Raw genomic sequence first — 6142 nt, 5'->3', positions numbered from 1 at the left:
GATCCGTGGAGGGGGGGTAGAAGAGGATTGGGAGAAGTGCGGGGGGAGGGGACACCCCGAAAAAAGGAGGCGGAGCCAGGGGGGGGGGGGCCCCGCCCCCCCCCCCCCCCCCCCCCCTCGGCCGTACGAACTCAGCCGTACGAAGCGGCCGTCCGACGCATCAGTGCACGAGCGTCAGCGCTGGGTGGGCAGCCCCGTGGGGACCTCGTTCGGGATCGCCCCGCCGAAGCGGCGGTCGCGCATCGCGAACTGCTCGCAGGCGCGCCACAGGTCGCGGCGGTCGAAGTCCGGCCAGAGCACGTCCTGGAACACCAGCTCGGCGTACGCGGACTGCCAGAGCAGGAAGTTGGAGGTGCGCTGCTCGCCGCTGGGGCGCAGGAAGAGGTCCACGTCCGGCATGTCCGGGTGGTACATGTACCGGGCGAGGGTCTTCTCGTTGACCTTCTTCGGGTCCAGCCTGCCGGCCGCGACGTCCTGCGCGATCGCCTGCGCGGCGTCCGCGAGTTCGGCCCGGCCACCGTAGTTGACGCACATGTAGAGCGTCACGGCGTCGTTGCCCTTGGTCTGCTCCTCGGCGACCTGCAGCTCCTGTACGACGCTCTTCCACAGCTTGGGCATCCGGCCGGCCCAGCGGATCCGCACGCCCATCGCGTCCATCTCGTCGCGGCGGCGGCGGATGACGTCCCGGTTGAAGTTCATCAGGAACTTCACCTCGTCGGGCGAGCGCTTCCAGTTCTCGGTGGAGAACGCGTACAGGGAGATGTTCTTGACGCCGAGCTCGATGGCTCCCTTGAGGACGTCCAGCACGACGGACTCACCGACCTTGTGGCCCTCGGTGCGCGGCAGCCCGCGCTCCTTGGCCCAACGGCCGTTGCCGTCCATCACGATGGCGACGTGGTTGGGCACCAGCTCGCCGGGGAGTTTCGGGGGCCGGGCGCCGCTGGGGTGCGGGGCCGGGGGAACGTACTCCCGTTGCTTGCCACCGCCGAAGAGCCGTCGCGCTGCCATGTGCTCACTTCTCCACGTATCTCATCGAGCGGATGCCCCGCTCCAGGTGCCACTGCAGATAGGCCGCGACCAGGCCGCTGCCCTCCCGCCAGTACCGTGGCTCGCAGGCGTCGGCCGTCGGCCAGTCCCCTGACAGCAGCGCCCCGAGCAGTACCAGTGTCTCAGGGGAGGGTACGGCACATCCGGGCACTCGGCAGTCCGCGCAGAGCACCCCGCCCGCCGGGAGGGAGAAGAAACGGTTCGGCCCCTCCAGGCCGCACTTGGCGCAGTCCGTGAAGCTCGCGCCGTACCCGTTCACCGCGAGCGAGCGCAGCAGGAAGGCGTCCAGCACCAGGTGCGACTCGTGCAGCCCGGCCGCCAGCGTGCGCAGCCCGCCCACCAGCAGCAGGTACTGCTGCACGGCCGGCTCGCCCTCGTTCTCGGCGAAGCGCTCGGCCGTCTCCAGCATCGCCGTGCCGGCGGTGTAGCGGCCGTAGTCGGTGACGATCGAACCGCCGTACGGGGCGATGGTCTCCACCTGGGTGCACAGCGGGAGGCCGCGCCCGACCAGGTCGCTCCCCCGGCTGAAGAACTGCATGTCCACGTGCGAGAACGGCTCCAGGCGGGCGCCGAACTTGGACTTGGTCTTGCGCACCCCGCGCGCGACCGCCCGCACCTTGCCGTGCTGGCGGGTCAGCAGGGTGATGATCCGATCGGCCTCGCCGAGCTTCTGCGCCCGCAACACGACGCCGTCGTCCCGGAAAAGACTCATGGGGTCCATTCTCCCCCAGCCGCGGGGGCGGCCGGAGCGCCCGGTGCCGGGCAGCCGTGTTGCCCGCACCGGGGCCGTGGGGGAGGACCACTGCGGTGCGGGTCACGGCGGGCCCGAGGTGGGGGGACCACCCGGCCGAGGGCCGGGGGCGGGTTCGGACCCGTTTGTGGGGGATTCGGAAAGTCTTCTCGGCAGGAGCGGAGGGGCGGCGGGGCGGCGGGAGCGGAGGGAGCTCTACAGGTTCTCGTACGGCGTCCGGGTCGCCGCCTCCAACAACTCCGTGACCCGGGACTGCGGCAGGTCCAGGCAGCGCCCGACCGAGGCCAGCGCCTCGCGCTCCTGCGGCAGGTAGCGCCCGTCGGCCAGGGCGATCGCGGCGCCCTGCAGCAGCAGGCGCTCCCGGCCCTGGCGGGCCAGGTGCGGGGCGAGCGGTTCGAGCACCGCGTGCAGTTCCACGGCGAGGCCGCCGCCCATGCCGTGGGCGTCGTGGAGTTCGCCGCCGAGCCCGGACAGCGCGGCGAGCGCGGCCAGCACCTGGGCCTCACCGCAGTCCTCGAAGCCGGCTTCGCGCACCGTGGCGCAGGCCGCCTCGCGGGCCGCCCGGTGGGCGGTGCCGCCGGCCGCGAGCAGGGCCAGCGCGACGGTGTACTGGCCGTCCCGCAGCATCCCGCCGAGGCGCAGGCTGGTGGGCTGTTCCAGGGCCTCGACGCCGTACCGGCCGTGGCAGCCGGTGCACTGCACGCTGCCGATCACCGGCCCGAGCGGGAGCACCGGGGCGCCGAGGAGGCGCAGCCACCGGCGGCCGTGCTGGCGGCGGTAGTTGCGGTCCCCGCCGCAGCCGGGGCAGAAGAAGTCACCGAGAACGTCAGTCCGCCACCGCGGGCGAAAACCCCACAACCTGGTCACGGCGCCACTCCCCAGACATGGCAGGCGGCCTGCACAACTATGGGCAGGTCACGCGACCGGACACCGAGGCCGTCCCACCGACCCCCGGCTTTCCGGTGGATCGATGTTGCCATGGTTACCGGCACGTGTCAGCACCTCGAACGGCTTCCGATCGGAAAAAATGTGGCGCAGGCCACAATCGGCGGCGCGGACGGCGAAGGGCCGCCCCGCAGGACGGCCCTTCGCGTACCACTCGTACGAATTACCCGCGCTGCGAGCGGTTGACGGCGCTGATCATCGCCTTCAGCGAGGCCAGCACGGTGTTGCCGTCGATGCCCACGCCCCACAGCACCTTGCCGTCCACCGCGCACTCCACGTACGCGGCCGCCTGGGCGTCGCCGCCCTCGCTCAGCGCGTGCTCGGCGTAGTCCAGCACGCGCACGTCCACCCCGATCCGCCCCAGCGCGTCCGCGAAGGCCGAGACCGGGCCGTTGCCGGTGCCGTTCAGCGTCACCGTCACGCCGTCCACCACGGCCTCGGCGGTCAGCGCGTCCCGGCCGTCCTCGGTGGTGAGGGTGCGCGAGCCGGTCAGCGACAGCCGGCCCCACGGGTTGGCCGGGGTCGGCAGGTACTCGTCCTCGAAGACCCGCCAGATCTCGGCCGGGGTGACCTCGCCACCCTCGGCGTCGGTCTTGGCCTGGATGATCCGGGAGAACTCGATCTGCATCCGGCGCGGCAGGTCCAGCTTGTGGTCGTTCTTCAGGACGTACGCCACACCGCCCTTGCCGGACTGGCTGTTGACCCGGATGACCGCCTCGTAGGTGCGGCCGACGTCCTTCGGGTCGATCGGCAGGTAGGGCACGCCCCAGGTGTGCTCCTCCACCGGCACCCCGGCCGCCCTCGCGTCCGCCTCCAGGACGTCGAAGCCCTTCTTGATGGCGTCCTGGTGCGAGCCGGAGAAGGAGGTGTACACCAGGTCACCGGCGTACGGGTGGCGCGGGTGCACCTCCATCTGGTTGCAGTACTCGGCGGTGCGGCGCACCTCGTCGATGTCGGAGAAGTCGATCTGCGGGTCGACGCCCTGGGAGAACAGGTTCATCCCCAGCGTCACCAGGTCGACGTTGCCGGTCCGCTCGCCCTGCCCGAACAGGCACCCCTCGATCCGGTCGGCACCCGCCATGTAGGCCAGCTCGGCGGAGGCCACGGCGGTGCCGCGGTCGTTGTGCGGGTGCACGGACAGGCAGACGAACTCCCGGCGGGACAGGTTGCGCGACATCCACTCGAACTGGTCGGCCTGGACGTTCGGGGTGGCCCGCTCGATGGTGGCCGGCAGGTTCAGGATGATCTCGCGGCCCTCGCCCGGCTGCCAGACGTCCATCACCGCCTCGCAGACCTCCAGCGCGAAGTCCAGCTCGGTGTCCACGAAGATCTCCGGCGAGTACTGGTAGCCGAAGACGGTGTCCTCGCCCAGCAGCTTCTCCGCGTACTCCATCACCAGCCGGGTGCCGTCGACGGCGATCGCCTTGGTGGCGGCCTTGTCGTTGCGGAACACCACCCGGCGGAACAGCGGCGCCGTCGCGTTGTACAGGTGGACGGTCGCCCGCGGAGCGCCGACCAGCGACTCCACGGTCTTCTCGATCAGTTCCTCGCGGGCCTGGGTCAGCACCGAGATGGTGACGTCCTCCGGGATCGCCCCCTCCTCGATCAGCGAGCGCACGAAGGCGTGGTCGGTGGCGCCGGAGGACGGGAAGCCGACCTCGATCTCCTTGTAGCCCATCCGCACCAGCAGGTCGAACATCTTGCGCTTGCGGGCCGGGGACATCGGGTCGATGAGCGCCTGGTTGCCGTCCCGCAGATCGGTCGAGAGCCAGCGCGGCGCCTTGGTGATCACCTTCTCCGGCCAGGTGCGGTCCGGCAGGTCGACGGTGCCGAACGGCAGGTAGCGCCCGTACCGCATGCCCGAGGGCCGCTGGCGGACGGAGGAGGCGGTGATCGGGGTCGGCCGGTCGACGAAGGCGCGAGCGGCGGGGACGGACGCGGCGGAGGTCTGCTCGGTCATGGAGAAAACTCTCGGCTTCCTGTGGATGCGTGGTGCGGGCGGGTCGGGAGGGATCAACACCGACTGGCCGGCCTCTGCTGCCGCTCGTGATGCGCCGTCGCATCGCCGATTCCGCGCACAGCTCGTTCCCCGCGGCGAGGGAGCCGGCCCGGTGGACTACAGGCCCTCGACGCGGCAGCTAAGAAGAAGCAGCCCGTTGCGCATGATGCCCCAGCGTAACCCAGCGCCGCGCGCCCCCGAAGTGATCCGGGCTACCGTTCCACGCCTTGAGACGGCAACTGGTCACATCCAAGGTGGTGACAACGAGTCATCGAGGCCTCACTCTGGGCGACATGAGCGAATCGGTACCGATCTGCGCGATCGTCCCGCCGTACGTCCTGGACCGCCTCGCCGAGGCCGGTCACGAACCCGCCGTCCGCTCCCTCGCCCTCGACGCCGCGCACCGCGCGGCCCGCCTGTCCGCTCCCGTGCCGGTCGCCGCGCACCCGGACCTCAACCGGGTGATCGCCGACTCCGGCCACAGCCAGCGGCTGCCCGGCCGCACCGTCCGCACCGAGGGCCAGGCCCCGGTTGCCGACGCCTCCGTCAACCACGCCTACGACGGCCTCGGCGACACCTTCACGCTGTACGCCGACGCCTTCGGCCGCGACTCGATCGACGGCCGCGGGCTGCGCCTGGACGCCAGCGTGCACTACGGCCGCGACTACGACAACGCCTTCTGGAACGGCCAGCGGATGGTCTTCGGCGACGGTGACGGCGAGATCTTCGGCGACTTCACCGCCTGCGTCGACGTCATCGGCCACGAACTCACCCACGGCGTCACCCAGTTCACCGCCAACCTCGAGTACCAGAATCAGACCGGCGCGCTCAACGAGTCGATCTCCGACGTCTTCGGCTCGCTGGTCAAGCAGTACGCGCTGCACCAGGACGCCGCCGACGCCGACTGGTTGATCGGCGCCGGACTGCTCGCCCCCGGCATCCACGGCGTGGCGCTGCGCTCGATGAAGGCGCCCGGAACCGCCTACGACGACCCGCGGCTGGGCAAGGACCCGCAGCCCGCGCACATGCGGGACTACGTGCGGACCTCGGAGGACAACGGCGGCGTGCACATCAACTCCGGCATCCCCAACCACGCGTTCTACCTGCTGGCCACCGCCCTCGGCGGCCGGTCCTGGGAGCGCGCCGGCCGGATCTGGTACGACGCGCTCACCGGCGGCCGGCTGCCCGCCGACGCCGACTTCACCGTCTTCGCCCGGGCCACCGTGGCCGCCGCCAAGGCCCGGTACCCCGACCAGTCCTCGATCGCGGACACCGTGACGGCCTCCTGGGCGCAGGTGGGCATCAGCCCGGGCTGACCGGACCACCGGCGCGGTCCGGGGAACTCCGGGCCGGGGCCGAAGGGCCCAGTCCGGGGAGAAAGCCGCAAAAGACGTCCCCGG

General features: G+C 71.4%; 5 protein-coding genes. 1 reads left to right on the top strand and 4 read right to left on the bottom strand.

Annotated features, from left to right (window positions below):
* Positions 1 to 174: 174 nt before the first annotated feature.
* The 4 genes from ACZ4WV_RS35235 to leuA all read right to left on the bottom strand — a co-directional run bounded on the left by ACZ4WV_RS35235 (position 175) and on the right by leuA (position 4703).
* Complete coding sequence (locus ACZ4WV_RS35235) at positions 175 to 1008, bottom strand: isoprenyl transferase (RefSeq protein ID WP_465753161.1); 834 nt, start codon at positions 1006 to 1008, stop codon at positions 175 to 177.
* Between the two features lie 4 nt (positions 1009 to 1012).
* Positions 1013 to 1759 (bottom strand): DNA repair protein RecO, encoded by a 747-nt coding sequence (gene recO, locus ACZ4WV_RS35230; RefSeq protein WP_465753159.1) that lies wholly within the window; start codon positions 1757 to 1759, stop codon positions 1013 to 1015.
* A 234-nt stretch (positions 1760 to 1993) separates the two neighbouring features.
* Positions 1994 to 2665 carry a TerB family tellurite resistance protein gene (locus tag ACZ4WV_RS35225; RefSeq protein ID WP_465753157.1) on the bottom strand — a complete coding sequence of 224 codons (672 nt, stop codon included), beginning with the start codon at positions 2663 to 2665 and terminating at the stop codon, positions 1994 to 1996.
* A gap of 241 nt (positions 2666 to 2906) precedes the next feature.
* On the bottom strand, positions 2907 to 4703 hold the full coding sequence (leuA, locus tag ACZ4WV_RS35220) for a 2-isopropylmalate synthase (protein ID WP_465753154.1): 1797 nt from the start codon (positions 4701 to 4703) through the stop codon (positions 2907 to 2909).
* A gap of 332 nt (positions 4704 to 5035) precedes the next feature.
* On the opposite strand from leuA, the gene ACZ4WV_RS35215 reads away from it, so the two are divergent.
* Entirely contained in the window at positions 5036 to 6058 is a 1023-nt protein-coding gene (locus tag ACZ4WV_RS35215) for a M4 family metallopeptidase (protein ID WP_465753151.1), read from the top strand.
* Positions 6059 to 6142: the final 84 nt, after the last annotated feature.

Source organism: Kitasatospora sp. NPDC029312, from assembly GCF_055569215.1.
Note: the sequence above shows the minus strand (reverse complement) of the source record. Positions and strands in the feature narration are given on the sequence as shown.

What these genes read in the sequence shown, in the direction of transcription:
- ACZ4WV_RS35235 (WP_465753161.1), bottom strand. Translation starts at nt 1,008, where the DNA reads ATGGCAGCGCGACGGCTCTTCGGCGGTGGCAAGCAACGGGAGTACGTT.
- recO (WP_465753159.1), bottom strand. Translation starts at nt 1,759, where the DNA reads ATGAGTCTTTTCCGGGACGACGGCGTCGTGTTGCGGGCGCAGAAGCTC.
- leuA (WP_465753154.1), bottom strand. Translation starts at nt 4,703, where the DNA reads ATGACCGAGCAGACCTCCGCCGCGTCCGTCCCCGCCGCTCGCGCCTTC.
- ACZ4WV_RS35215 (WP_465753151.1), top strand. Translation starts at nt 5,036, where the DNA reads ATGAGCGAATCGGTACCGATCTGCGCGATCGTCCCGCCGTACGTCCTG.